This is a genomic window from Noviherbaspirillum sp. ST9, from assembly GCF_048799745.1.
Classification (GTDB): Bacteria; Pseudomonadota; Gammaproteobacteria; order Burkholderiales; family Burkholderiaceae_D; genus Noviherbaspirillum.
In genome coordinates, this window is record NZ_JBLWFR010000007.1 from 211,784 (window position 1) to 233,952 (window position 22,169).

Annotated in this window: 23 protein-coding genes; 13 read left to right on the forward strand and 10 right to left on the reverse strand. The window is 60.1% G+C overall.

Annotated features, from left to right (window positions below; all coding sequences use genetic code 11):
- Positions 1–99: 99 nt before the first annotated feature.
- The 9 genes from ACNOHI_RS17620 to recA all read right to left on the reverse strand — a co-directional run bounded on the left by ACNOHI_RS17620 (position 100) and on the right by recA (position 7,580).
- On the reverse strand, positions 100–537 hold the full coding sequence (locus ACNOHI_RS17620; RefSeq protein ID WP_420476176.1) for a pilin: 438 nt from the start codon (positions 535–537) through the stop codon (positions 100–102).
- 232 nt (positions 538–769) lie between these two features.
- Positions 770–1,345, reverse strand: coding sequence for an FHA domain-containing protein (locus tag ACNOHI_RS17625; protein ID WP_420475987.1), 576 nt, complete (start codon positions 1,343–1,345; stop codon positions 770–772).
- Between the two features lie 29 nt (positions 1,346–1,374).
- Positions 1,375–2,199, reverse strand: a complete 825-nt coding sequence (locus ACNOHI_RS17630) for a Stp1/IreP family PP2C-type Ser/Thr phosphatase (protein ID WP_420475988.1) — start codon at positions 2,197–2,199, stop codon at positions 1,375–1,377.
- A 70-nt stretch (positions 2,200–2,269) separates the two neighbouring features.
- A complete protein-coding gene (locus ACNOHI_RS17635) occupies positions 2,270–3,001 on the reverse strand; it encodes a TerC family protein (RefSeq protein ID WP_420475989.1) in 732 nt (243 codons plus the stop codon).
- An 84-nt stretch (positions 3,002–3,085) separates the two neighbouring features.
- Positions 3,086–3,967 (reverse strand): succinate--CoA ligase subunit alpha, encoded by an 882-nt coding sequence (gene sucD, locus ACNOHI_RS17640; RefSeq protein ID WP_420475990.1) that lies wholly within the window; start codon positions 3,965–3,967, stop codon positions 3,086–3,088.
- Positions 3,968–3,985: 18 nt separating this feature from the next.
- Positions 3,986–5,149 (reverse strand): ADP-forming succinate--CoA ligase subunit beta, encoded by a 1,164-nt coding sequence (gene sucC / locus ACNOHI_RS17645; RefSeq protein WP_420475991.1) that lies wholly within the window; start codon positions 5,147–5,149, stop codon positions 3,986–3,988.
- Positions 5,150–5,194: 45 nt separating this feature from the next.
- Positions 5,195–5,776 (reverse strand): DUF2889 domain-containing protein, encoded by a 582-nt coding sequence (locus ACNOHI_RS17650; RefSeq protein WP_420476177.1) that lies wholly within the window; start codon positions 5,774–5,776, stop codon positions 5,195–5,197.
- Between the two features lie 245 nt (positions 5,777–6,021).
- The gene (gene recX, locus ACNOHI_RS17655) at positions 6,022–6,474 is read right to left on the reverse strand and encodes a recombination regulator RecX (protein ID WP_420475992.1); all 453 of its coding nucleotides are present in this window, start codon (positions 6,472–6,474) and stop codon (positions 6,022–6,024) included.
- 62 nt (positions 6,475–6,536) lie between these two features.
- Positions 6,537–7,580, reverse strand: coding sequence for a recombinase RecA (gene recA, locus ACNOHI_RS17660; RefSeq protein ID WP_420475993.1), 1,044 nt, complete (start codon positions 7,578–7,580; stop codon positions 6,537–6,539).
- 245 nt (positions 7,581–7,825) lie between these two features.
- On the opposite strand from recA, the gene ACNOHI_RS17665 reads away from it, so the two are divergent.
- From ACNOHI_RS17665 to ACNOHI_RS17700, 8 genes are all read left to right on the forward strand, one after another.
- Positions 7,826–8,533, forward strand: a complete 708-nt coding sequence (locus tag ACNOHI_RS17665) for a response regulator (RefSeq protein ID WP_420475994.1) — start codon at positions 7,826–7,828, stop codon at positions 8,531–8,533.
- Positions 8,534–8,542: 9 nt separating this feature from the next.
- The gene (locus ACNOHI_RS17670) at positions 8,543–10,099 is read left to right on the forward strand and encodes a sensor histidine kinase N-terminal domain-containing protein (RefSeq protein ID WP_420475995.1); all 1,557 of its coding nucleotides are present in this window, start codon (positions 8,543–8,545) and stop codon (positions 10,097–10,099) included.
- Positions 10,099–10,371 (forward strand): DUF4212 domain-containing protein, encoded by a 273-nt coding sequence (locus tag ACNOHI_RS17675; RefSeq protein WP_420475996.1) that lies wholly within the window; start codon positions 10,099–10,101, stop codon positions 10,369–10,371. The genes ACNOHI_RS17670 and ACNOHI_RS17675 overlap by 1 nt, the downstream gene beginning before the upstream one ends.
- Positions 10,361–12,397 carry a sodium:solute symporter family protein gene (locus tag ACNOHI_RS17680; RefSeq protein ID WP_420475997.1) on the forward strand — a complete coding sequence of 679 codons (2,037 nt, stop codon included), beginning with the start codon at positions 10,361–10,363 and terminating at the stop codon, positions 12,395–12,397. The genes ACNOHI_RS17675 and ACNOHI_RS17680 overlap by 11 nt, the downstream gene beginning before the upstream one ends.
- An 89-nt stretch (positions 12,398–12,486) precedes the next feature.
- Positions 12,487–13,899 carry a circularly permuted type 2 ATP-grasp protein gene (locus ACNOHI_RS17685; RefSeq protein WP_420475998.1) on the forward strand — a complete coding sequence of 471 codons (1,413 nt, stop codon included), beginning with the start codon at positions 12,487–12,489 and terminating at the stop codon, positions 13,897–13,899.
- A 1-nt stretch (position 13,900) separates the two neighbouring features.
- Positions 13,901–14,863, forward strand: a complete 963-nt coding sequence (locus tag ACNOHI_RS17690) for an alpha-E domain-containing protein (protein ID WP_420475999.1) — start codon at positions 13,901–13,903, stop codon at positions 14,861–14,863.
- Between the two features lie 2 nt (positions 14,864–14,865).
- On the forward strand, positions 14,866–15,672 hold the full coding sequence (locus tag ACNOHI_RS17695) for a transglutaminase family protein (RefSeq protein WP_420476178.1): 807 nt from the start codon (positions 14,866–14,868) through the stop codon (positions 15,670–15,672).
- Positions 15,673–15,783: 111 nt separating this feature from the next.
- Positions 15,784–16,662, forward strand: a complete 879-nt coding sequence (locus tag ACNOHI_RS17700; RefSeq protein ID WP_420476000.1) for a peptidase — start codon at positions 15,784–15,786, stop codon at positions 16,660–16,662.
- Between the two features lie 62 nt (positions 16,663–16,724).
- Here the strand turns inward: ACNOHI_RS17700 and purM are convergent, their stop codons facing one another.
- A complete protein-coding gene (gene purM, locus ACNOHI_RS17705; RefSeq protein WP_420476001.1) occupies positions 16,725–17,768 on the reverse strand; it encodes a phosphoribosylformylglycinamidine cyclo-ligase in 1,044 nt (347 codons plus the stop codon).
- 122 nt (positions 17,769–17,890) lie between these two features.
- Here purM and ACNOHI_RS17710 point away from each other — a divergent pair, with 122 nt between their 5' ends.
- The 5 genes from ACNOHI_RS17710 to folK are packed head-to-tail and all read left to right on the forward strand — an operon-like array spanning position 17,891 to position 22,166.
- A complete protein-coding gene (locus ACNOHI_RS17710) occupies positions 17,891–18,976 on the forward strand; it encodes an AI-2E family transporter (RefSeq protein WP_420476002.1) in 1,086 nt (361 codons plus the stop codon).
- On the forward strand, positions 18,973–19,656 hold the full coding sequence (gene hda, locus ACNOHI_RS17715) for a DnaA regulatory inactivator Hda (protein ID WP_420476003.1): 684 nt from the start codon (positions 18,973–18,975) through the stop codon (positions 19,654–19,656). Before ACNOHI_RS17710 ends, hda begins: the two co-directional genes overlap by 4 nt.
- Positions 19,656–20,327, forward strand: coding sequence for an HAD family hydrolase (locus ACNOHI_RS17720; protein WP_420476004.1), 672 nt, complete (start codon positions 19,656–19,658; stop codon positions 20,325–20,327). Before hda ends, ACNOHI_RS17720 begins: the two co-directional genes overlap by 1 nt.
- On the forward strand, positions 20,320–21,684 hold the full coding sequence (gene pcnB / locus ACNOHI_RS17725; protein ID WP_420476005.1) for a polynucleotide adenylyltransferase PcnB: 1,365 nt from the start codon (positions 20,320–20,322) through the stop codon (positions 21,682–21,684). The genes ACNOHI_RS17720 and pcnB overlap by 8 nt, the downstream gene beginning before the upstream one ends.
- Positions 21,681–22,166, forward strand: coding sequence for a 2-amino-4-hydroxy-6-hydroxymethyldihydropteridine diphosphokinase (gene folK / locus ACNOHI_RS17730; RefSeq protein ID WP_420476006.1), 486 nt, complete (start codon positions 21,681–21,683; stop codon positions 22,164–22,166). Before pcnB ends, folK begins: the two co-directional genes overlap by 4 nt.
- Positions 22,167–22,169 lie beyond the last annotated feature (3 nt).

The following is a 22,169-nucleotide window of genomic DNA, read 5'->3' on the forward strand; positions in this document are numbered from 1 at the left end:
AGGTAATCTGTCAAATCAAGCCACTACATGTAAAAACACCCCGGTTCATATTCAGAATCGGGGTGTTTCCAGAGATGGGGACTAGCCCCACATCAGATATTAGCGAGCCTTGCACCAACCCTTGGCGATGCAGGAACCGGAGTTGGTCCACTCGATCACGCCGGAACCGCCAGCTTGGAATGCCGGAGTCAGGATGGTAGTAATGCCATCAGCCGCTGCCGTTGCGGTGCCAGTGATGACGCCGTTCACAACAGCCAGAGATGCAGTGTTGGTCGTTGCCGTCGGTGCGGGCGGAATGCCAAGCGCGCCGTTGCTGCAACCCGTAAAGGTGCCGGGAGCCGCAGTATTATCCGAGCCGCAAGCCGCTACGTCCTTCTTGAGCGATTCTGCCAAGCCTTGTACTTCGGCGAAGCGCGACTTCTTGGTGTAATCCTGATATGCGGGCAGCGCGACTGCGGCCAGAATACCGATAATTGCCACAACGATCATCAGTTCGATCAGGGTAAAGCCTGCTTGTGCGCGTTGCACGATCTTCATGGATTTCATGTGTTTCTCCCTTTGGAAAGTAGGCAGAACGCCTGCCATGCTTTCCTTTCAGCAAAGAGTGTGCCAGTCGGAAATCCCGTCAAAATCGACACTTTTTGTGAAGCGGGAGGCGGCAAATGAAGGAGAAGTGACCAATTTTGTCAGCAAGAATACAAAGTTTTGCTACGTCGAGGACAGAATTTGTCAGCTTGTCCGAAAAACGCAGGTCGTACCATCGCACAGCTTATATAACTAGAAACTCCACCCGGTCGCCTGACATGTCAATCATGTCGCCATTTTTTAGTTTACAAGGCTCGCTCCCGACCTTTGCGCCATTTATCTCCGGGTGCTGGCTGCCCTCGACATGTGCCAGGTAATATCCGTCAGCGCGCCAGAGGATGACGCCATGCGAGTCCGGCGTGCCGATCGTGGTAATTGCCTTGTTGATCACGATTTCTCGCCCCGTCTTGGCGCCACTCAACACCCTCAGCCTTGCGCACGGTCCGACGGCCGGCGAGTTCAACGAGTCGGCGTGTCCCAAGATGTAATGGAGCCGATATGAGGCCAACTCAATGCAGTCCGCGTGCTGCAGGTAATGTTTCTTTACTGGCTGGCCGTTGACCTTTGTGCCGTTGGTGCTGTTAAGGTCCTCAAGAAACGCGTCCTGGTCCGTCAATACGATGACCGCATGCTCGCCGCTGATCGCCAGGTCGTCGATCACGATGTCGTTGTGCGGTCGTCGCCCGATCATCATTCGCGCCTTGGAGAGCGGTATTTCCCGAAGCGGCTTTTCACCAGACATTAGGATAATCTTTGCCATTCCAATCCTCAGGGGCGCTCCGTTTTCATTCAGCTTACCCAACTTAGAATGCGCCCAAGGATTCCGCTCGCCTCCACGCCAGTAGAGCGTATCCGTGCAAGCACGACAGAAATATTGTCGAACCCGCCGTTATCATTGGCGCGCTTGATCAGTGCCTGGCATGAGGCTTCAAGTGAATCCTGTTTGTTTGCCAGGATGCCGGCGATTTCTTCATCGGACAGCATGTCCGAAAGCCCATCCGAACAGAGGAGGTAGAGGTCTCCGGGCTGGAGTTGGTGGTCGTGGATTTCGACTTCGACGTCCACACCGACGCCAATGGCGCGCGTGACGAGATTCTTGCTTTGGGAAAAACGCGCCATTGCGGCGTCGATCAGCCCGGCGTCAATCTGTTCCTGAAGCAGGGAATGGTCACGGGTCACCTTGCTCAACTCGTTGTTTCGAAACCGGTATCCGCGCGAATCGCCGACGTGTGCGATGGTGATTTTCTCCTGTCCGAAGACCGCAGCGATGATCGTGGTTCCCATGCCATGGTATTCCGGCTCAGCAAGCGCCGCCTCGAATACGGCGGTGTTTGCTGCGCGGATCGCGCTTACCATCAGTTCGTGCAATTGGCGACTGGGAAGCGGGTGCTCATCTCCGCCATCCCCCGGTGCACTGATTGCATGAACGAGGTGATCTCGCGTGACGGTCGTCGCCATGCTGCTCGCGACCTCGCCCGCATTGTAGCCCCCCATGCCGTCCGCCAGCACTACAAAACCACGCGCGGGTTCGAGCACGATCGCATCTTCATTTTGCGACCGCACCAATCCGGTATCTGTCGAACCGGCGATTTCAAGATGGAGCCTGTTTGCCATGTCGACAATTATACGTGGCCGCGGCTGCCAGGGATCGATGTGAAGGACACCGTTGAAGCCCTTGCTGGAATTACGCTTTGATACGTTTGCGTCGCTTCATTGCCGCCTTGCCGGTGCACACGACCAGTGCCGCCGCAAGCAGGCCAATCGCATTGAAATGAATGCCCAGGCCCGGGATGATTATTTCAAACGATGGTACGTCTGCATTCAGCCAGGAACTGAGCGCGCTGTCAGCAACAGCCATGCCGCCGGCAATATAGCCAAGCAGTGCCGCGCCGAGCGTGACGATCACAGGGAAGCGTTCCATGAGCTTCAGTACGATGGTGCTGCCCCAGATAATGATCGGAATGCTGATCAGAATACCGAACACCACAAGAAGCATGCGATGCTCGCCTCCGGCGTGTTCCGCCGCCCCGGCGACGGCAATGACGTTGTCGATGCTCATGACCAGGTCGGCAACGATGATGGTTTTGACCGCCGAGAAAAGCCGGTCGCTTGCCGGAATTTCACCATGCCCGCCCTCATCATCTTCCAGCATGAGCTTGATGCCGATCCAGAAGAGCAAGGCGCCGCCGAGCAGCTTCAGGTAAGGCACCTGAAGCAGCGTAACCGCAAAAGCAATCAGGACAACGCGAATGGCAATCGCGCCGAACGTCCCGAGCAGGATGCCACGTTTGCGAAGCTTCGGCGGGAGGTTTCTGCACGCTAGTGCAATCACAATTGCGTTGTCCCCGCCAAGCAGGATGTCGATCAGGATGATCTGACCGACGGCGACCCAGTTGATGCTCAGCAGGAGATCCATGTCGCGTGCCCAGGTGGCTGAAAATGAAACGGGGAGCCGAAGCTCCCCGTATCTTACGCCTGTACTACTTCAGCAACACTTGATTTAGAGCATCGCTTTCAGGAGACGCGCCATCTCGGACGGATTCTTGGTGACCTTGATGCCGCAGGATTCCATGATTTCCAGCTTGGCTTGTGCCGTGTCGGCGCCGCCGGAGATCAGTGCGCCAGCGTGGCCCATGCGCTTGCCCGGAGGAGCGGTGACGCCAGCGATGAAGCCGACCACCGGCTTCTTCATGTTGTCCTTGATCCAGTAAGCTGCATTGGCTTCGTCCGGACCGCCGATCTCACCGATCATGATCACTGCATCGGTGTCGGGATCGTCGTTGAACGCCTTCATCACGTCGATGTGCTTCAGACCGTTGATCGGGTCACCGCCGATACCGACTGCGGACGACTGGCCCAGGCCGAGCGCGGTCAGCTGCGCCACAGCTTCATAGGTCAGCGTGCCGGAACGCGACACGACGCCGATGCGGCCCTTCTTGTGGATGTGACCCGGCATGATGCCGATCTTGATTTCGTCCGGCGTAATCAGGCCCGGGCAGTTCGGTCCGAGCAGCAGGGTTTTGCTGCCAGCCTTCTTCATCTTGTCCTTGACTTCCAGCATGTCACGGACCGGGATGCCTTCGGTGATGCAGATGGCCAGGTCGAGTTCGGCTTCGACGGCTTCCCAGATCGCAGCTGCCGCGCCTGCGGGCGGCACGTAGATCACGGACACGGTGGCGCCGGTCTGTTCCTTGGCTTCCTTGACGTTGGCGAAAATCGGAATGCCTTCGAAGTCCTCGCCTGCCTTCTTCGGGTTCACGCCGGCGACGAAGCAGTTCTTGCCGTTGGCGTAGTCGCGGCAGCCGCGCGTGTGGAACTGGCCGGTCTTGCCGGTGATGCCTTGCGTGATGACTTTGGTGTCTTTATTGATCAGAATCGACATTTGTAATTCCCTTAGCGATTATTTACCGGCTGCAGCGACGACCTTCTGTGCTGCTTCTTCCATCGTGTCAGCCGCGATGATCGGCAGGCCGGATTCGGCCAGCATCTTCTTGCCCAGGTCTTCGTTGGTGCCCTTCATGCGGACGACGAGCGGCACGCTCAGCGACACTGCCTTGGAAGCGGCGATCACGCCTTCGGCGATGACGTCGCAGCGCATGATGCCGCCGAAGATGTTGACCAGGATGGCTTTCAGGTTGGGGTTCTTCAGCATCAGCTTGAAGGCTTCGGTCACTTTCTCGGTGGTGGCACCGCCGCCCACGTCGAGGAAGTTGGCCGGCTCGCCGCCGAACAGCTTGATGGTGTCCATGGTTGCCATCGCCAGGCCGGCGCCGTTCACGAGGCAGCCGATGTTGCCGTCGAGGGAGATGTAGGCGAGGTCGAACTTGGAGGCTTCGATTTCAGCCGGATCTTCTTCGTCCAGGTCACGCATCGCGACGATTTCCGGATGGCGGAACAGCGCATTGGAGTCAAAGTTGAACTTGGCGTCCAGAGCGATGACCTTGCCGTCGCCGGTCAGGATCAGCGGGTTGATTTCAGCCAGGGAAGCGTCGGTTTCCCAGTATGCCTTGTACAGGCCTTGCAGTTGCTTGCGTGCGTCGGCGATGGAGCCGGCCGGAACGCCGATCTTGGCAGCGATCGAATCTGCGTCGGCATCAGTCAGGCCGGTTGCCGGATCGATTTCAACTTTGTGGATCAGCTCGGGATGCTTTTCTGCGACTTCTTCGATATCCATGCCGCCTTCGCTGGAGGCCATCAGCACGACGCGCTGGCTCAGACGGTCGGTAACCATCGAGACATACAGTTCCTTCTTGATGTCGGCGCCTTCTTCGATCAGCAGACGGTTGACCTTCTGGCCTTCCGGGCCGGTCTGGTGGGTGACCAGTTGCATGCCCATGATGGCGTGCGAGTATTCCTTCACCTGGTCGAGCGACTTGGCAACCTTCACACCGCCGCCCTTGCCGCGACCGCCGGCGTGGATCTGAGCCTTGACGACCCACACCGGGCCTCCAAGAGTCTCGGCCGCCTTGACCGCTTCTTCAACGGAAAAGCACGGGATACCGCGCGGAACCGTCACTCCGAACTTGCGGAGGATTTCTTTGCCCTGATACTCATGGATTTTCATGCGAGCTTCCCTTCAGACGCTTATTAACAAACAAAATGGTTGAAATTAACTGGATTCGGAGACTGCCAACGGCTTGACCGCCCAGCGCGGATAGAACTTGGCGACTGCTTCCCCGTCAGAACGCAAGGCGTGGCAGCGGTCGAGTTGAAATGGTTTGTGGCTTTGCTCGTCGGTGCTCGCGCCGTCGCGCGTATCCAGCACTTCGCCGGCAAATGCCTGGATGGTCGCGGTCGGAAGGACTGCGGCCAATTCGGTGATGTGGGTGCAGCCGTTGATGCCGGAAAGGCGCTGCCTGACACCATCGCGGAATCCCTTGAGGAGATTTAGCCCGATCAGCTTTTTGTAGTCGGGCCCGACGGTGTCGCAGTAATTTGGATAAGGAACAGCGTCAGAGACAGCTTCGGCGTCGACGATGGTCAACGCGGTGTCTACGGTAATGCGGAGCCAGAGGTCGTGTACCGGTTGTCCTGCCGGGCGGATGCCGGAAGCAAGTGTGGTATCACGGGTCTTTATATCTGTTATATGCGCGTCAATGTCCCACAAGCCGTCGTCGCGAGCGAACGCTTCGAGCTGGATTGCGCGCGTGTGTTTTAACGCTCGGCGGGTTGACGGCTGAGATAAGGGCATAACGACCAATGCCAGTGAAGCGGCCAAAAGAAATGCCGCAATTGCGTGTCGTTGTCGCAGTTTCTACGACAACAGCCGCTCATGCGGCGCTGCAAAAACCTCGAAAGTTTAGCACAGGCACAAGGCTAAAACCATGATGATGTTTTTGCCACGGAAAGGCCGCTACGCGCTGCTGGCATTCGCACAGGCATGTGCGAATACTGCAATCGTTGTGGAAGAAAAAAGCCTGCTTGGGTCGGGAGATATCAGGCGTCATCGTCAGCAGGCTTCATTGCCGATCGAATAGCTGCAGAGGAAAAGCCGCGCTGTTGCAAAAATCGCATCTGTTTGGCGCGATCGGCGGCGTCTTCGGGCAGGTGGCCGAATTTTTTGCGCCAGACTTCTTTGGCGCGCGCCGCTTCGTCGTCAAGCAAACTGCCCTTGATGTCCTGGAGCGCCTCGCCGTCGATGCCGTGAGACTGCAACTCGGAAAGGATACGGCTGTTTCCGAAGCGTGCAGCGCGACGGTTAACCAGCGATTCGGAGAAGCGGGATTGGGACAGGAATTTTGCTGCCTCCAGCGAATCGAGCAACGCTTCGACGTCGTCGCCTTCCTGAGCATAGCGCGCCAACTTGCGTCCCAACTCAAGCCGGCTGTGTTCACGAGCGGATAAATACTTCAGAGCCCGCGCCTTTAGACTCATTTGCAATTTTGCCATGGTGTTCCAGCAGCGCGGGCTCCCTCACGTGAAGTATTCAGGATGAAAGGAGCTGCCCTTTCTTATTCAGCTTCTGCCACGAGGGGCGGCAGTTCCGGCACGCCCAGCGCTGCGCGGACCTTGTTCTCGATCTCGCGCGCCAGTTCTGGATGCTCCTTCAGGTAGTTGCGTGCGTTGTCTTTGCCCTGGCCGATACGCTCGCCGTTGTAGCTGTACCATGCACCGGATTTTTCAACGATCTTGGCTTCGGAACCCAGGTCGAGGATTTCGCCTTCACGCGAAGTGCCTTCCCCGTAGAGGATGTCGAAATGCGCTTCCCTAAATGGGGGCGCAACCTTGTTTTTCACGACCTTGACCTTTGTTTCGTTGCCGATTACTTCGTCGCCAGACTTGATGGAGCCGGTACGGCGAATGTCTAGACGCACAGATGCGTAGAATTTGAGCGCATTGCCACCGGTCGTCGTTTCCGGATTGCCGAACATGACGCCGATCTTCATGCGGATCTGGTTGATGAAGATGACCAAGGTGTTGGTGCGATTGATGCTGCCGGTCAGCTTGCGCAGCGCCTGCGACATGAGGCGCGCCTGGAGACCTGGGAGGGAATCGCCCATGTCGCCTTCGATTTCAGCCTTCGGGGTCAGTGCGGCGACGGAGTCGACCACAACCAGGTCGACGCTGCCGGAGCGCACGAGTGCGTCGCAGATTTCGAGCGCCTGCTCCCCTGTATCGGGTTGCGAAATCAGCAGTTCCTGCAAATTGACGCCCAGCTTCTGTGCATACACGACGTCCAGTGCGTGTTCGGCGTCGATAAAGGCGCAGGTGCCGCCCAGTTTCTGCATTTCTGCAATGGCTTGCAGGGTCAGCGTAGTCTTACCGGACGACTCCGGACCGTAAATTTCAACAACGCGGCCGCGCGGCAAGCCGCCGACGCCCAAGGCAATATCTAGGCCCAGCGAGCCGGTCGAAACGACCTGAACCTCTTCCGCCACAGCACCGTCGGCCATGCGCATGACGGAGCCCTTGCCGAACTGCTTCTCGATTTGCGCCAGTGCGGCGGCCAGTGCCTTTGCCTTTTCCGGGTTTTGCGCAGCTTTCTTGTCGTCCATAACTGTATTCTTTCGACGGTTGGGTATTAACTAGTTCGCCACCCCTTGAGCGGCGAGCCACGATTAACGTCACAGGCCATACTGTATAAAAAAACAGTGGCGTGCGCAAGCGGGAATTTTAAATATCGGGAAAACTTGATTAGGATGAGGAGAGACGCCGGTTTTTGAAGTCGGTACTTGCTTTGCCTTGCTGCTATTAATGAAAAGCAATAGACTACTTTACATCTGATTGCAGAGTGCCAACCATGCGTATTTTGCTCGCTGAAGACGACAGTGTACTAGCCGATGGACTGACGCGCTCGCTGCGCCAGTCGGGATATGCCACGGACTGCGTCAAGAACGGCCTTGAAGCGGACTCCGCACTGTCGACACAGGATTTCGACTTGCTGATCCTCGACCTCGGTTTGCCGAAAATGCCCGGCCTGGAGGTGTTGCGCCGCCTGCGTGCGCGAAATTCGCGCCTGCCGGTGCTGATCCTGACTGCCGGCGACTCCATTGAACAGCGCGTCAAGGGACTGGACCTGGGCGCCGACGATTTCATGGCCAAACCGTTTGCGCTGTCCGAACTGGAAGCGCGGGTGCGCGCCCTCACCCGGCGTGGCGCCGGTGGAGGACCGACCGTCATCAAGCACGGCCCCCTGTCCTACGACCAGGTGGGGCGTATCGCTTATATGAACGACCAGATGCTTGACCTGTCTGCGCGGGAGCTGGGCCTGCTGGAAGTCCTTTTGCAGCGTACCGGGCGCCTGGTGTCGAAGGAGCAGCTGGTTGACCACCTGTGCGAATGGGGCGAGGAAGTCAGCAATAACGCCATCGAGGTGTATGTCCACCGCCTGCGCAAGAAGATCGAGGTGGGTGGTGTGCGCATTGCCACTGTGCGCGGCCTGGGATATTGCCTTGAAAAGTTCTCCGAGCCGGCTGCGGGCGCACAGAGCACCCCGACTGCCGGCTGACATTCCTCCATGAGTGACGCCCACCGTCCGGATGCGGGCGTTTCCGCCTCGACTGACGCTTCCCGGCGCGGGAAGTCCAGCGATTTTGTCGCCCTCCAGCCTGAAGAGCGCATCCAGCGTTCGCTGTTCGGCGAGATCCTCGACTGGATGCTGGTGCCCCTGCTGCTGCTCTGGCCGATGAGCATTGCGATCACCTACCTGGTCGCGAAGTCGATTGCCAACCATCCCTTTGACCGCGCACTGGACGACCGCGTGATCGTGCTGTCCCAGCAGGTGAAGGAAGTCAATGGCAGGGCCAACGCCCAGCTCACCAATTCCGCACGCGACATCCTGCGCGCCGATGACGTCGACAATGTCTATTTTCAGGTTCTCGGCCCAAGCGGTGAATTTGTTGATGGCGATGCCGACCTGCCGCCGCCGCCGCCGGACGAGGAAAAGCAGCCATCGGGTTCGGTGCGTTTCAGGAACGATACGATGCGCGGCACAGAAGTGCGCGTGGCTTACGTGTACGCCGAGCTTCGTCCGCGCCGCGGCGCACGCGAAACCGAACGTGGCACAACCACGCTGGTGCAGGTTGCCGAAACCTTGGACAAGCGCGCCCAGCTCGCCAATGAAATCATCAAGGGCGTGATCCTTCCGCAGTTCATCATTCTTCCCGTGGCCCTGGCACTGGTCTGGTTCGCCCTGTCACGCGGCCTGTCGCCCCTGGCGGAGCTGCAGCAGCGCATTCGCGCGCGCCGTCCCGACGACCTCAGCCCCATCGAATCCGGCCAGGTGCCGGAGGAGATCTCGCCCCTGGTGCGCTCGTTCAACGACATGCTCGGCCGGCTGTCGCAGAGTATCGAAATGCAGAAGCGATTCATTGCGGATGCGGCGCACCAGATGAAGACGCCGTTGGCCGGCATGCGCATGCAATCAGAATTGGCGCTGCGCGAGACCAATCTGGATGAAATGCATCGCTCGCTCGAGCAGTTGTCGAAAAGCTCGGAATCGGCAACGCGACTTGTCAACCAGCTGCTCGCGCTTGCGCGCGCAGAGAACCAGACGCCAGCAACGAAACCGCTCGTGCCGCTCGAGCTGTCGGAACTGGCGCGTAACGTCGTACAGGACTGGGTACAGCCCTCGTTCACGCATCGCATCGACCTCGGCTTTGAGCAGCCGGGCCATCCGATCATGGTGCAGGGTAATCCGGTCATGTTGCGCGAACTGTTGAGCAACCTGATCGACAATGCGCTGCGTTATACGCCGGAGGGGGGCAGCGTGACCGTGCGGGTGCGGGCAAACGCCGTCGAGGAACAGGCGATCCTGGAGATTGAAGATACAGGCCCTGGCATTCCGCCGTCGGAACGCTCGCATGTCTTCGAGCGCTTTTACCGCATCCTTGGAAGCAACGCCGAAGGCAGCGGACTGGGGCTGTCGATCGTGCGCGAGATCGCGCAGCAGCACGGGGCGACGGTGGACATCTTCAACAATCCACACAGTCACGATCCGAAGTTTCCGGGCTGCCTGTTCCGCGTCACCATGCACATGGAGCAGCGCCCCGATTTCATCGAGGATATCGGCTGATGGACGACAAGAACGCGCACAACCGCAATCTCTACTGGAGCAAGGTGCGCCAGTTTACCTGCGTGCTGATCGCGCTATGGCTCAGCTCGACCTTCGGCATCATCTACTTCGCGCGCGAGCTGACCGACTTCACGGTATTCGGCTGGCCGTTCTCGTTTTACATGGCTGCACAAGGCCTGACCCTGCTTTACCTGGCGATCCTGGCCGTGTATGCCCTCCACATGCGCAAGCTGGACAAGTTGCTGAATAGCGAGACCACCGATGTCCAATGACGCCTTTTTCCGCCGACTGGTCCGCTATTACAGCTGGTATACGATCGGATTCATCATCTTCCTGCTCGCGCTGGCGATCCTGGAGAAGGAAGGCTTTCCGCGCGCCTGGATCGGGTACATCTTCATCTTCTCGACCATCGTCGTGTACGCGGGGATCGGTGTCATCAGCCGCACCTCCGACGTGTCCGAATACTACGTCGCCGGACGGCGCGTGCCGGCCATGTTCAACGGCATGGCCACCGCCGCGGACTGGATGTCCGCTGCCAGCTTCATCAGCCTGGCGGGCGGACTGTACGTGCTCGGATTCGACGGCCTCGCCTACATCCTGGGCTGGACGGGCGGCTACTGCCTCGTCGCGCTGCTCGTTGCGCCGTACATCAACAAGTTCGGGCACTACACCATTCCCGACTTCCTGGCCGCGCGTTTCTCCGGGCCATGGGGCAGCACACCGGTGCGGATCATCGCGGTCGCGTTTACCGTCCTGGTGTCGTTCACCTACGTGGTCGCGCAGATCTACGGCGTGGGGCTGATCACTTCGCGCTTTACGGGTGTCGAGTTTTCGGTCGGGATTTTCCTGGGACTGGCGAGCATCCTGGTGTGTTCCTTCCTCGGCGGCATGCGCGCCATCACCTGGACCCAGGTCGCCCAGTACATCATCATGCTGATCGCGTACATGATTCCTGTCGTCTGGCTTTCGGTAAAGCATACCGGCGTCCCGGTGCCGCAAGTCGCCTATGGCTCCGCGCTCGCCAAGCTGAGCGAGCGCGAGAAGGAAATCAATGACGATCCGATGGAACAGCAAGTCCGTGCGATCTTCAAGGAACGCGCGAATGATTACGCGTTCAAGATTGCTGCCCTGCCCTCGTCATGGGAAAACGGCCTTGTGGAGATGCAGCGTCATGTGGAAGACCTCAAGCGGACCAACGCCTCGCTCATCGAAATCAAGGCGGCCACGCGCGCCCTCGCCTCCTACCCGAAAGACGTCGACGAAGCACACCGAAAATGGAGCGAAGCGCGCGCCTTCAACCTTGCCCGGGCAGAGCCGGTGGTCGCGCACACGACCCCATTCCCGGGGAAGACGCCCGAGGCCTCCGACACGAAACGCAATAACTTCATGGCGCTGGTGCTGTGCCTCATGATGGGAACCGCCGCCCTGCCGCACATACTGGTCCGCTTCTATACCACGCCCTCGGTAGCGGAAACGCGACGATCGGTCTTCTGGGCGCTGCTGTTCATCATGCTGCTCTATACGACGGTTCCGGCATTGGCAGTCCTCGTCAAGTACGACATTTATACCTCGCTGCTGGGAACAGACTTTTCGAAAATGCCGTCGTGGGTGTCGTACTGGGCCAGCGTGGACAAGATCAATCCCCTCGTGTCGATCACCGACATGAACAAGGACAACGTGGTCCAGCTCGCCGAAATCGTGATGGACGGCGACATTGTGGTGCTGGCGACGCCCGAAATCGCCGGGTTGCCCTACGTGATATCGGGCCTGATCGCGGCAGGCGGCCTGGCCGCTGCGCTTTCGACCGCGGACGGCCTGCTGCTGACGATTTCCAATGCCCTCTCGCACGATGTGTATTACAAGACGGTCGACCCCAAGGCCTCAACCCAGAAACGGGTGACGATCTCCAAGCTGCTGCTGCTCGTCGTTGCGCTGGTTGCCGCCTATGCGGCGTCCCTCAAACCGGGCGATATCCTGTCGATGGTCGGCGCGGCCTTCTCACTGGCGTCGTCGGCCCTGTTCGCCGCCCTCGTTTTGGGCGTCTTTTGGAAGCGGGCGAACCAACAAGGTGCAATTGCCGGAATGGTGGTCGGGCTCGGCATCTGCATGTACTACATGCTGCGAACCTATCCGGCGCTCGGCGGATCGCCCGCGAACCAGTGGTTCGGCATTGCGCCCATCTCGGCCGGCGTGTTCGGCGTGCCTGCGGGATTCCTTGCCATCATTGTGGTGAGCCTGCTGACCCGAAAGCCGGAGCCACGCATCAACGCCCTGACGGATCATATTCGCATCCCCTAAGCGGCACGTGCCCTCTGGCACGTTTCTTGTTACTCTTGGTCTAATCATAAGGGCGCGTTACCGCCTATCGACTGCCGAGACAGGACGCCATGCCAAACTTTTTCAACGAGATGGTTTCAGACGAACCCGCGGTGCGCGCGCACTACCGGAAGTTCGACAACTGGCTGCAGGGACAGCCACCGGACGTCATTGCGAGAAAGCGCGCCGAGGCTGACCTGATCTTCCGCAGGGTAGGTATTACATTCGCCGTGTACGGCAACGACGCGGGGACAGAGCGCCTGATCCCGTTCGACATCATTCCGCGCATTATCCCTGCCGCCGAATGGGCGCAGCTGGAAGCCGGCCTCGTGCAGCGCGTGAAAACGCTGAACATGTTCATCCACGATATCTACCACGACCAGAACATCGTGAAGGCAGGCGTGATCCCCGCCGAGCAGATCTTCAGGAACGCGCAATACCGTCCGGAAATGCAGGGCATCTCGGTCGCCTCCGACATTTATGCGCATATCGCCGGCGTCGATATCGTCCGCGCCGGCCAAGGCGAGTTCTACGTGCTGGAGGACAACCTGCGCGTGCCGTCGGGTGTGTCCTACATGCTGGAAGACCGCAAGATGATGATGCGGTTGTTCCCGGACCTGTTCTCGCGGCACAAGATCGCGCCTGTCGCCCACTACCCGGACATGCTGCTCGACAACCTGCGCTCTGTCGCACCGGTTGGCGTGACCGATCCCACAGTCGTCGTCATGACGCCCGGCATGTACAACTCGGCCTATTTCGAACACGCCTTCCTGGCGCAGCAGATGGGAGTGGAACTGGTCGAGGGGCAGGATCTCTTCGTCAACGACAATGCGGTCTACATGCGCACGACGCGCGGGCCGAAGCGCGTGGACGTGATTTACCGGCGCATCGATGACGACTTCCTCGATCCGCTGGCGTTCCGCGCCGATTCCTCGCTGGGCGTGCCGGGACTGCTATCGGTCTACCGCGCGGGCCGGGTCACGCTGGCCAATGCGATCGGCACCGGCGTCGCCGACGACAAGTCGATCTATCCGTTCGTACCCGACATGATTCGCTTCTATTTGTCGGAAGAGCCGATCCTCAACAACGTGCCCACCTATCAGTGCCGCAAGAAGGAAGACCTGGAATATACGCTCGCCAACCTGCCCCAGCTGGTGGTCAAGGAAGTGCACGGCGCGGGCGGCTACGGCATGCTGGTCGGACCGGCATCAACGCGCGACGAGATCGAGGCATTCCGCCAGCGCGTGATTGCCAAGCCGGAGGGCTACATCGCGCAACCGACGCTGGCACTGTCCGCCTGCCCGACATTTGTGGAATCCGGTATCGCGCCGCGCCACATCGACCTTCGCCCTTTTGTACTGTCGGGCAAGACCATTTCCATGGTCAAGGGAGGGTTGACGCGCGTGGCTCTGAAGGAAGGCTCGCTGGTCGTCAATTCGTCACAAGGTGGCGGAACGAAAGATACTTGGGTACTGGAGAAATAAGATGCTCAGCCGCACCGCAGACCACCTCTTCTGGATGGCGCGCTACACCGAGCGCGCCGAAAACACGGCCCGCATGCTGGACGTCAACGTCCAGACAGCCTTGCTGCCGCAATCCGCCCACGCGGCAGAACAGGGCTGGCGCGCCATGCTCGGGATATCCGAACTGCTCGGCGCCTTCGACGACAAGTACGGCTTGATGACGGCCAAGGACGTCCTCGACTTCATGGTGCGCGATCCGGATAACCCGTCTTCGATTGCATCCTGTCTCCATCAGGCACGCGAAAACGCCCGGGCCGTGCGCGGCACCCTGACCACGGAGGTCTGGGAAACGCACAATGCCACCTGGCTCGAACTGCAGAACAAGCTGCGCAGCAGGATCCTCGCGGAAGACCCGAGCCAGTTTTTCGAATGGGTGAAATATCGCTCGCACCTGTCGCGGGGCGTGACCATTGGCACGATGCTGAAGGACGAAGCCTTCCACTTCATCCGCCTCGGCACCTTCCTTGAACGCGCCGACAATACGGCGCGCATCCTGGATGTGAAATTCCATGGCGCAGACAAGAGCGTATTCGCCGATCATGCCGCGGACGACGAAGCGCAGCACGACTTTTACTACTGGGCGGCAATCCTGCGCTCCGTGTCCGGTTTCGAAATCTACCGCAAGGTTTATCGCGATGTGATTACGCCGGAACGCGTGGCCGAACTGCTGATGCTGCGCGCCGACATGCCGCGCTCGCTGCTGGCCTGCATGGACGAGGTAACGATCAACCTGGCGCAAGTGCGCAACGACGCGTCGACAGATACCGAGCGCTTTGTCGGCAAGCTGCATGCGGAACTGAAGTACAGCAAGATCGATGAAATCCTCAGCGCGGGACTGCACGACTACCTGTCGCAGTTCCTCGAACGCATCTTTGAAATCGGCAATCGCATCAGCCGCGATTTCCTGGTGCCACTGACTGCATGACCATGCTGCTGTCGATCCGCCACGAGACCGTTTATCACTACACGGCTGCGCTGACCTACACGATCCAGCAGCTGCGGCTCTCGCCGCGTCCGGATCCGCACCAGCAGGTCCGCACATGGGAAATCCAGACCACTGGTCGACGCAATGCGTTCATCGACGCCTTTGGCAATATCGGACACATGCTCACCATCACCGGTTTGCACGACGAGGTCCGGATTCTCGCTGGCGGCACGGTTTCGGTAGACCCGCTCGACCGCGGACGGCTTCCGGGCAACCATATCCTGTCGCCGCTGGTGTTCACCGTACCGACGCGCTTGACGCAGCCGGACGACGGCATTGTGGCGTTCGCGACGCAGCACGTGAAGGCCGGCGCACGCAGCGCAGCCCTGCTCGCGCTAGCGGAAGCAATCCGAGGATCGGTCGATTACCGGACAGGAGCGACTGAAGTCACGACATCGGCTGCCGATGCCCTGCGCCTCGGCCAAGGTGTTTGCCAGGACCACGCGCACCTGTTCCTTTCCTGTTGCCACGTGCACGGCATTCCCGCACGCTACGTCTCCGGCTACATCGATCCGGGCGAGACCGAACATGGGGCCAGCCATGCCTGGGTCGATGTCTGGGTGGAGGAAGTGGATTTTTCGGGCTGGGTCAGCATCGATGTTACCCACGCATGCTTCGCCGGAGACGCCTACTGCAGGCTGGCGATCGGCCGCGACTATGATTCGGCGGCGCCCGTGCGGGGCGTGCGGCACGGCGGCGGGTTCGAATCGCTGAGCGTCCGCGTTGACGTTTCACCAACGAACTCCTGATCGCCCCCTCTCTTTCCCTGCGGTCTTTTCACGACACTGCGGGCCGTAAAACGGGCCGTCCGCCGGGTTTCGTCCTGTAGAATTCCTTTTTTGCACCCTGCTTTTGCGATCATGACTTATTGCGTCGCCATGCGCCTCGATTCGGGGCTGGTCTTCCTGTCCGACTCCCGCACCAATGCCGGCGTCGACCAGGTGGGTACCTTCAGGAAGATGACGGTTTTCGAGAACCCTGGCGACCGCATGATGGTCCTCATGACGGCTGGGAACCTGTCGATCTCGCAGTCCATCCGCCAGATCATCGCGGAGCGGACCACCAGCGTCGGCAAGTCGGTCTGGACGGCGACGTCCATGTATGAGGCCGCGCAGATCGTCGGTGAAGCCGTACGCACCGTCTACGAACGAGATGCCCATACCTTGCGCGAATTCGGCATCGATTTCAATGTCAGCATCATTTTTGGCGGGCAGATCCAGGGGGAGCGCTGCCGCCTGTTCCAGATCTATGCCGCCGGCAATTTCATCGAAGCGCACAACGAGAACACCTATTTCCAGATCGGCGAAGCCAAGTACGGCAAGCCGATCATCGACCGTGTCATCTCCCCGGCGACACCGCTGAACGAAGCGGCGAAATGCGCGCTGATCTCGATGGATTCGACGCTGCGTTCAAATATATCGGTCGGATTCCCACTCGACCTCCTGATCTACGAGCAGGACGCGCTGTCAGTCACGCGCTTCGTCACAATCGATGAAAAAAACCAGTATTTCCAAATGATCCGCAGCACCTGGGGACAGCAGCTCAAAAGCGTGTTCGAAGGCATAGCCGATCCGGTGTGGAATGCTTCCCCCGAGGAGACTGCGATGGCGCTGTCGACCTCCAACACACACAGCCAGCCGGTGCGCGTGCAACCGCCGCACAGCTTGGCGAACGCGAATCCGCATCCCGCCCCCTTGCAGACGCTTGCGGAGCAGGACAGCGCAAGCAAGCAGCACTAAACGGCCCGCACAAACAAAAACGGCTGCAGGATCTGCAGCCGTTTTTTTATTCAGCGATCGTTTTACAGCACGATCGTTTGCGCCTCTTCACCTTGGCGCTCGCGGATTTCACCGATGCGCGAGACGTTTTCGCCGGCAGCCTTCAGCTGTGCGATTGCCGCGTCGGCGTTTTCCTTCGACACGATCACGACCATGCCGATGCCGCAGTTGAATACGCGGTGCATCTCGGCGTCGGCGACGCCGCCATGCTGTTGCAGCCAGGTGAACAGCGGCGGCATGGTCCAGGCATCGCGATGCAGGACGGCCGTCAGGTTCTCGCGCAGCACGCGCGGCACGTTTTCGACCAGACCGCCGCCAGTGATGTGCGCCATGCCCTTGACCTCGATCTTTTCCATCAGGGCCAGCAGCGGTTTCACATAGATGTGGGTCGGTTCCATGATCACGTCGGCAAGGCGGCGGCCATGGAAGTCTGCGTTCAGGTCCGGCTTGGCGACCTCGATGATCTTGCGGACCAGGGAATAGCCGTTGGAGTGCGCGCCGGACGATGCCAGGCCCAGCACCACGTCGCCGGGGACAATCTTGCTGCCGTCGATGATCTTCGACTTCTCGACTGCGCCGACCGCGAAGCCGGCCAGGTCGTATTCGCCGTCCGGGTACATGCTCGGCATTTCAGCGGTTTCGCCGCCGATCAGTGCGCAGCCGGACAGTTCACAGCCCTTGGCGATGCCCTTGATGACATCGGTCGCGGACGGCACATCGAGCTTGCCGCAGGCGAAATAGTCAAGGAAGAACAGCGGCTCGGCGCCCTGCACCAGGATGTCGTTCACGCTCATCGCGACCAGGTCGATACCGACCGTGTCGTGCTTCTTGAGGTGGAAAGCCAGCTTCAGCTTGGTGCCCACGCCGTCGGTACCGGACACCAGGACCGGCTCCTTGTACTTTTTACTGATTTCGAACAGGGCGCCGAATCCGCCGATACCGCCCAGCACGCCTTCGCGCATCGTACGTTTGGCAAAGGGCTTGATCGCTTCGACCAGGGCGTCGCCCGCATCGATGTCGACACCGGCGTCGCGGTAAGAAAGGGATACGTTGGATGTGGAACTCATGTCAGGAATAAGTGCAGAGGCGGTAAAATAGGCGGTTTGGGCTTTGCAGAGTCAATCAAGCCCTGACGAAAACGCTATTTTATCAAACCCGACCCGTCCAACCTGCCCCAACCCGCCGAAACATGCCATTTTCTTTCAATTCGGAGCAGAAACAGACCTTCTTGTGGCTGGCCATCGGGCTGGTGCTGGTCGCATTGCTGGTCTACCTGGGCCCTGTGCTGGCGCCGTTTATCGCCGCCGGCGTCCTGGCGTATGCCCTCAACCCGGCCGTTGACTGGTTGTCATCAAAACAGATCGGGAAGCTTTCCGTACCGCGCAGCCTCGCGGTCATTGTCGTCATCCTGTTGCTGCTGGCGGCGATCCTGGCGCTGATCCTGGTCGTCTTGCCGATGATGCAAAAGCAGATCCCGCTGCTGCAGGAAAAAATCCCCGGCGCGCTGTCACGCCTGAACGCCTTCCTGTCGCCAAAACTGCAGGACATCGGCATCCGCGTGCGCCTGGATGAAGTCGGCATCAAGCGGCTGGTGTCCCAGTATTTCGCTACCAGCAGCGATGAAGTCTGGAGTTCCGTGCTCACCTCCGCAAAAGTCGGCAGTGCCGCGGTCCTCGGATGGATCGCCACCCTGTCCTTGATCCCGATCGCCCTGTTCTACCTGCTGCTCGATTGGCACGCCGTGCTCGATCGCATCCAGGCCGTCATTCCCCGGCGCTGGGTGGGCCAGGTCGTCGGCTTCGGCCAGGAAGTTGATGGCCTGCTGGCGCAATACCTGCGCGGCCAGCTTGCAGTGATGCTGGTGCTGTCCATCTACTATGCGGGCGCGCTGGCGATGTTCGATTTCGACGTCGCCGTTCCGGTCGGCGTCATTACCGGCCTGCTCGTATTCATCCCCTACCTCGGCTTCGGACTCGGCCTTGTGCTGGCACTGATTGCCGCCGTCCTGCAGTTCGAAGGCGTGCAAGGCCTTGTCGTGGTTGCAGGAATCTACAGCACAGGCCAGGTGGTCGAAAGCTTCTTCCTGACGCCGCGCCTGGTGGGCGAACGCATCGGCCTGCATCCGCTGACAGTGATCTTCGCCCTGATGGCGTTCGGCCACCTGTTCGGCTTCGTCGGCATACTGCTGGCCCTGCCGGCGTCGGCCATCCTCGCAGTGGCGCTTGCCCACTTGCGCACCCAATACATCAATAGCAGTTTCTATCGTCAGTCATGAGGCAAATGCTGCTCGACCTGGGCGCGGAAAAACCGCAGACCCTGGATACCTTCGTCGTTGGACAAAATGCGGAACTGTCGCAGTTGCTGAGGCAGTACTCCCAGTACGCGACGGCCATGCCCAAGGAACGCTTCGTCTACATCTGGGGCGAAGCCGGTGCCGGCAAGTCCCACCTGCTGCAGGCTCTGGCCGCGGTACCCGGGGCGCGCTATATCCCGGCGGGCGCCGGTGAAAACGACTACCTGTTCGACGACAATACGCGCCTGTACCTCATGGACGACTGCCAGCTGCTGTCGCCGGAGTCGCAAATTTCGGCGTTCGCCCTGTTCAACCAGGTACGTGAAAACGGCGGCCTGCTCGTCAGCGCCGGCGACAAGGCGCCGGCCGGACTCGAATTGCGCGAGGACTTGCGCACCCGTCTCGGCTGGGGCCTGATCTACCAGGTGCACGGCTTGACCGACGAGGAAAAAATCGCCGCATTGACGCAAGCGGCCCAGGCGCGCGGCATAACATTGTCACCGGGCGTGTTACCCTATCTGATCACCCATTTCCGCCGGGATATGCGGTCCCTGTCCTCCATGCTGGACGCGCTAGATCAGTACTCGCTGGAGACCCAGCGGCCGATCACGCTTCCGCTGTTGCGCAGCCTGCTGCAACTCGAAGGTGAACCAAAGACATAATGAATCTCGCTTTATTCGACCTCGACCACACCCTGATACCGCTCGATTCGGATTACGAATGGGGCCAGTTCCTTGTCCGCATCGGCGCTGTCGACGCGGATGAATTCGCCAAACGCAATGCGGCGTTCTACGCGCAGTATGAAGCGGGCACGCTCGATCCCGTGGAGTACCTTGAATTTGCGCTCGGCACGCTGGCACAATTCCCGCGCAAGCAGCTCGACGCCTGGCACGGTCAATTCATGGACGAAGTCGTCCTGCCCGGCATCCGTCCGGCGGCCACCGACCTCGTCAAGGAGCACCTGCGAGCCGGCGACCAGGTTGCCATCATCACGGCGACCAACCGGTTCGTCACGGAACCGATCGCCAGGGTCTTCGGCGTCGACACCCTGATTGCCGCACAGCCGGAAACCACCGCGGATGGCGAAATCACCGGCAAGCTGGTCGGCATCCCGACCTCCGGCCAGGGCAAGGTGATCCACATGAATGACTGGCTCGCCTCCCAGGGAAAATCGCTGGCCAGCTTCCCGCGCAGCTATTTCTACAGCGATTCCCAGAACGACATTCCCCTGCTGTCGACCGTCACCCACCCGGTCGCCACCAACCCGAACGCCTTGCTCAAAGCCCATGCACAAGCGCAAGGCTGGCCCATCCTGACACTGTTCGATGATTAAAAAGTTTATCAAGCGCATTCTCGGCGGCAACAAGAAGGCAGAAAACCCGCACCAGCCCGTTGTGCTCGGACCGCAGGAACACGGCATCAACCCGCAGCTGCTGTCTTCGCACGCGGTGCGCGTGACGCAGACACTGCAGGAAAACGGCTTCAAGGCATTCGTCGTCGGCGGCGCGGTGCGCGACCTTCTGCTCGGCGTGAAGCCGAAGGATTTCGACGTTGCGACCAACGCCACGCCCGAGCAGGTGAAACGCCTGTTCCGCCGCGCCTTCATCATTGGCAAGCGGTTCCAGATCGTGCACGTGATGTTTGGCCAGGAAATCATCGAGGTGACGACCTTCCGAGGCGCGTCCGCCGATGCTGCGCCCAAGGATGAACACGGCCGCGTGCTGCGCGACAACACCTTCGGCGAACAGCACGAAGATGCCGTGCGCCGCGACTTCACGATCAACGCGATGTACTACGATCCGGCGGCGCAGACGGTGCTCGATTACCACAATGGCATCGCCGACATTCGCAACAAGACCCTGCGCATCATCGGCGCACCCGAGGCACGCTACCGCGAGGACCCGGTACGCCTGCTGCGCGTGGTGCGCTTCGCCGCCAAGCTCGGCTTCACCATCGATTCCGCCACGCGCGAACCGATCCAGGTGATGGCGCCGCTGATCAACAACGTGCCCGCCGCGCGCGTGTTCGACGAGATGCTCAAGCTGCTGATGAGCGGCCATGCCCTCGCCTGCCTGCAGCAGTTGCGCAAGGAAGGCCTGCATCACGGCCTGCTGCCGCTGCTCGACGTCGTGCTGGAACAGCCACTCGGTGAAAAATTCGTCACACTGGCGCTGGAAAACACGGACGAGCGCGTGCGCCAGGGCAAGGGCGTATCGCCGGGCTTCCTGTTCGCGTCGCTGCTGTGGCACCAAGTCCTCGAGAAATGGAACGCCTACAAGGCCGCGGGCGAGTTCCCGATCCCCGCACTGCACCTCGCCGCCGACGACGTACTCAACACGCAAACAGAGAAGCTTGCGCTGCAGCGTCGCATCGCGACCGACATGCGCGACATCTGGGCCATGCAGCCGCGTTTCGAACGCCGCACCGGAAAATCGCCCTACAAGCTGCTTGAACACCCACGCATGCGTGCGGGCTATGACTTCCTGCTGTTGCGTTGCGAATCAGGCGAGCTCGACGCCGAACTTGGGCAATGGTGGACCGACTTCATTGCCGCCGACGGGCCGGGCCGTGAAGAACTGCTCGCCAGGAAACCGCGGGCGGAAGGCGATGCCTCCGCGCCAAAAAAACGCCGTCGCCGTGGCGGACGCAGCAAGAACAAGGCCGCCCCCGTGGAAGGCAGCGCCACATGAGCGTAGCGCGGACGCCGTGCTATATCGGCATCGGCGCCAACCTCGGTGACGCGCGCGACACTGTCACCCAGGCGATCGCACTGATCGGCAAGCTGCCACAGACGCAACTTGCCGCGACATCGAGCCTTTTCTCCACTGCACCCGTCGACGCCGGCGGCGATGACTACGTCAACGCCGTCGTGAAGATTGACACCCGGCTCCAGCCCATCGAGCTACTACAGGCCCTGCAGGCGCTGGAACAGGACTTCGGCCGCCAGCGCCCCTACCGCAACGCCCCGCGTACCTTGGACCTCGACATCCTGCTGTATGGCGACAAGGTCATCACGCAAGACTCCCTCGAAATACCACATCCGCGAATGACACAACGCGCATTCGTGCTGATTCCGTTGCTCGAGATCGATCCCTTCATTACCATTCCGAAACAAGGCCCGGCCCACAATTTCGTTCCCGCTGTCGCCGGCCAGGCCATCCGGAAGATTTGAGCC

Excerpts from the sequence above, each read along its gene's own strand:
- ACNOHI_RS17680 (WP_420475997.1), top strand. The coding sequence starts at position 10,361 with ATGTCCAATGACGCCTTTTTCCGCCGACTGGTCCGCTATTACAGCTGG.
- sucD (WP_420475990.1), bottom strand. The coding sequence starts at position 3,967 with ATGTCGATTCTGATCAATAAAGACACCAAAGTCATCACGCAAGGCATC.
- ACNOHI_RS17670 (WP_420475995.1), top strand. The coding sequence starts at position 8,543 with ATGAGTGACGCCCACCGTCCGGATGCGGGCGTTTCCGCCTCGACTGAC.
- ACNOHI_RS17625 (WP_420475987.1), bottom strand. The coding sequence starts at position 1,345 with ATGGCAAAGATTATCCTAATGTCTGGTGAAAAGCCGCTTCGGGAAATA.
- ACNOHI_RS17695 (WP_420476178.1), top strand. The coding sequence starts at position 14,866 with ATGCTGCTGTCGATCCGCCACGAGACCGTTTATCACTACACGGCTGCG.
- purM (WP_420476001.1), bottom strand. The coding sequence starts at position 17,768 with ATGAGTTCCACATCCAACGTATCCCTTTCTTACCGCGACGCCGGTGTC.
- ACNOHI_RS17710 (WP_420476002.1), top strand. The coding sequence starts at position 17,891 with ATGCCATTTTCTTTCAATTCGGAGCAGAAACAGACCTTCTTGTGGCTG.
- folK (WP_420476006.1), top strand. The coding sequence starts at position 21,681 with ATGAGCGTAGCGCGGACGCCGTGCTATATCGGCATCGGCGCCAACCTC.
- sucC (WP_420475991.1), bottom strand. The coding sequence starts at position 5,149 with ATGAAAATCCATGAGTATCAGGGCAAAGAAATCCTCCGCAAGTTCGGA.
- ACNOHI_RS17665 (WP_420475994.1), top strand. The coding sequence starts at position 7,826 with ATGCGTATTTTGCTCGCTGAAGACGACAGTGTACTAGCCGATGGACTG.
- ACNOHI_RS17685 (WP_420475998.1), top strand. The coding sequence starts at position 12,487 with ATGCCAAACTTTTTCAACGAGATGGTTTCAGACGAACCCGCGGTGCGC.
- recX (WP_420475992.1), bottom strand. The coding sequence starts at position 6,474 with ATGGCAAAATTGCAAATGAGTCTAAAGGCGCGGGCTCTGAAGTATTTA.
- ACNOHI_RS17630 (WP_420475988.1), bottom strand. The coding sequence starts at position 2,199 with ATGGCAAACAGGCTCCATCTTGAAATCGCCGGTTCGACAGATACCGGA.
- ACNOHI_RS17650 (WP_420476177.1), bottom strand. The coding sequence starts at position 5,776 with ATGCCCTTATCTCAGCCGTCAACCCGCCGAGCGTTAAAACACACGCGC.
- recA (WP_420475993.1), bottom strand. The coding sequence starts at position 7,580 with ATGGACGACAAGAAAGCTGCGCAAAACCCGGAAAAGGCAAAGGCACTG.
- ACNOHI_RS17635 (WP_420475989.1), bottom strand. The coding sequence starts at position 3,001 with ATGGATCTCCTGCTGAGCATCAACTGGGTCGCCGTCGGTCAGATCATC.
- ACNOHI_RS17720 (WP_420476004.1), top strand. The coding sequence starts at position 19,656 with ATGAATCTCGCTTTATTCGACCTCGACCACACCCTGATACCGCTCGAT.
- ACNOHI_RS17690 (WP_420475999.1), top strand. The coding sequence starts at position 13,901 with ATGCTCAGCCGCACCGCAGACCACCTCTTCTGGATGGCGCGCTACACC.
- ACNOHI_RS17700 (WP_420476000.1), top strand. The coding sequence starts at position 15,784 with ATGACTTATTGCGTCGCCATGCGCCTCGATTCGGGGCTGGTCTTCCTG.
- hda (WP_420476003.1), top strand. The coding sequence starts at position 18,973 with ATGAGGCAAATGCTGCTCGACCTGGGCGCGGAAAAACCGCAGACCCTG.
- ACNOHI_RS17620 (WP_420476176.1), bottom strand. The coding sequence starts at position 537 with ATGAAGATCGTGCAACGCGCACAAGCAGGCTTTACCCTGATCGAACTG.
- pcnB (WP_420476005.1), top strand. The coding sequence starts at position 20,320 with ATGATTAAAAAGTTTATCAAGCGCATTCTCGGCGGCAACAAGAAGGCA.
- ACNOHI_RS17675 (WP_420475996.1), top strand. The coding sequence starts at position 10,099 with ATGGACGACAAGAACGCGCACAACCGCAATCTCTACTGGAGCAAGGTG.